Origin of the sequence: uncultured Algibacter sp., from assembly GCF_905480415.1 — a bacterium.
In the GTDB taxonomy this organism is placed as follows: domain Bacteria; phylum Bacteroidota; class Bacteroidia; order Flavobacteriales; family Flavobacteriaceae; genus Algibacter_B.
Genome location: NZ_CAJQQI010000030.1, coordinates 1 through 2837 on the forward strand (window position 1 = coordinate 1; position 2837 = coordinate 2837).

2 protein-coding genes are annotated in these 2837 nt (G+C 39.8%); one reads left to right on the forward strand and one right to left on the reverse strand.

Annotation, left to right across the window (positions count from 1 at the left end; all coding sequences use genetic code 11):
• Positions 1-222 (reverse strand): hypothetical protein (locus tag QZ260_RS02930; RefSeq protein WP_295982540.1); only part of this gene is annotated, 222 nt, incomplete at its 3' end.
• Between the two features lie 638 nt (positions 223-860).
• Between QZ260_RS02930 and QZ260_RS02935 the strand changes: the two genes are divergently transcribed.
• A partial coding sequence (locus tag QZ260_RS02935; RefSeq protein ID WP_295982541.1) for a class I tRNA ligase family protein occupies positions 861-2837 on the forward strand: 1977 nt, incomplete at its 3' end.

The following is a 2837-nucleotide window of genomic DNA, read 5'->3' on the forward strand; positions in this document are numbered from 1 at the left end:
ACCTTTATACTTTGTGTGGTTTGAGGGCCCATCCAAATCGTCTCCCAATTCAAAATTATTTGGGACTTCCCACTTGCCCCCCACCATGGCAATTTTGGGTCTGTGCTTTAACAAATCTCGCACTTGCCCAGTGCGTTCACGATTCACAGAACACAGGGCAGTTGTAAAATCGAACATCCAACTTTTATACTTGGCTGGATTTCCTTCAAACTTATCCACCAAAGTGAAGTCCTTTCGATTTAAAAGCCCATTGCCCCTCTCATCCCCATCCCTTCCCGAACCAGATCCCCTACCACCTGTACCAGACCTTGTGGCGCCTGCGGTCGTCAGCCCAGCAATCGTCTGCTGCATCGCCTCCATTGAAAGTCGCTGCTGATTCAAATACTGTTGTTCGTCCGCAGTAAGGTGCGCAAACATGCCCGCCGGGAACGCCATCTGCTCGAAGAGACGCAGAAAAAATGGCAACAGCTAGCAGCACTGCAGGAAAGCAAAGTAGGTCACAGGACCCGCTCCGCTACCATGTAAAGCAAACAGCACAAATGCAAATGCAGCTTGTTTTACTTGAGCCAAAATGGCGACGGCCATTCAGGTTTGTCAGCAATCTCTCACATACAATGATATGCTCTCAAAGTGTGCATGTGCACACTTTGATGTTTGCACCGTATATTAAATTAGCGCCCAGAAGCGCAATATGAGCTTTGTAAATATTTGAATTCAATACCTTGGTTTTAAGGCATCAAAAGTAAATGTATATTATTAAAATAGCCTTGTTTTTTATTGAATAAACTATTAAAAATAAAAGGTTTTTAAGTTTGTATATAAAGCGTAAATTTGCGCCTTATTAAGCGGAATTCATGACAATGACATATAATTTCAATGAGATAGAAGCCAAATGGCAAAAGTATTGGGCAGAAAATCAAACCTTTGAGGCTGTAAACGGCAGTGATAAACCAAAATATTATGTTTTGGATATGTTTCCTTATCCAAGTGGTGCAGGGTTACATGTCGGGCATCCGTTAGGGTATATAGCTTCTGATATTTATGCACGTTACAAACGCCATCAAGGATTTAATGTGTTGCATCCTCAAGGATATGATAGTTTTGGATTGCCTGCGGAACAATATGCGATTCAAACCGGGCAGCATCCAGCGGTTACAACTGCCGAAAATATAAAAACTTATCGTCGTCAATTAGATCAAATTGGATTTTCGTTTGATTGGTCTCGTGAAGTAAGAACATCCGACCCAAGTTATTACAAATGGACACAATGGATTTTTATTCAATTGTTCAATTCTTGGTATAATAATGATGTAGATAAAGCTGAAGATATTTCAGTACTAGAAACGATTTTTGCCTCTCAAGGAAACGGAAACGTTAATGCGGTTTGTGATGATACTATTGAATCTTTTTCTGCTGAAGATTGGAATGGAATGTCTTCAGAAGCGCAACAAAAAATATTATTACAATATAGATTAACCTATTTAGCTGAAACCGAAGTAAACTGGTGCTCAGCTTTAGGAACGGTTTTGGCAAACGATGAAATTGTAAACGGTGTTTCAGAGCGCGGCGGGCATGCCGTAATTCGAAAAAAAATGACCCAATGGAGTATGCGTATTTCAGCTTATGCAGAACGTTTACTTCAAGGTTTAGATAAAATTGATTGGACAGATTCTTTAAAGGAAAGTCAGCGTAACTGGATTGGGAAATCGATTGGAGCGTCTGTTACTTTTAATGTGAACGACCACGATGCAGTTATTGATGTGTTTACTACAAGGCCTGATACTATTTTCGGAGTTAGTTTTATGACACTCGCGCCAGAACACGAGTTAGTCTCAAAAATAACAACTTCAGATCAAAAACCTGCGGTTGAAGCCTATATTCTTGCCACTGCAAAACGCAGTGAACGTGATAGAATGGCAGATGTAAAAACCATTTCAGGAGCCTTTACAGGTGCTTATGCAGAACATCCATTTACAAAAGAACCAATTCCAGTGTGGATTGGCGATTACGTTTTAGCAGGCTACGGAACAGGAGCAGTTATGTCTGTGCCATGTGGCGACCAACGTGATTATGATTTCGCAAAACATTTTAATATTTCAATTCCTAATATTTTTGAGGGTGTTGATATATCAGAAGAAGCGTATTCAGATAAAGAAAAAACCGTAATTGGAAACAGTGATTTCCTAAACGGGATGAACTATAAAAAAGCGACCAAACGTGCTATTTACGAATTGGAGCAAATTGATCAAGGTGAAGGAAAAACGAATTACCGTTTGCGTGATGCTGTATTTAGTCGGCAGCGTTATTGGGGTGAACCATTTCCTGTGTATTACGTAAATGGGATGCCACAAATGATTGAAGCAGAACACTTACCAATAAAGCTTCCAGAAGTTGAAAAATATTTACCAACGGAAACTGGCGAACCGCCATTAGGAAATGCCACCGTTTGGGCTTGGGATACTTTGAAAAATGAAGTTGTTTCAAATGATTTAATTGATGACGAAAATATTTATCCATTAGAGTTAAATACAATGCCCGGGTGGGCAGGAAGTTCATTCTATTTTACTCGTTATATGGATCCTGATAACCAAAAAGAAATGGCTTCAAAAGAAGCTATGGATTATTGGGGAGATGTCGATTTATACATCGGTGGAAGCGAACATGCTACGGGACATTTATTGTACTCGCGTTTTTGGCAAAAGTTTTTATTCGATAAAGGTGTTGTGCCTGTTGATGAGTATGCGAAAAAGCTAATTAATCAAGGGATGATTCTGGGGACTAGTGCTTTTGTTTATAGAGAAGAAGGGACCAATAGATATTTATCGCTAGGATTGATA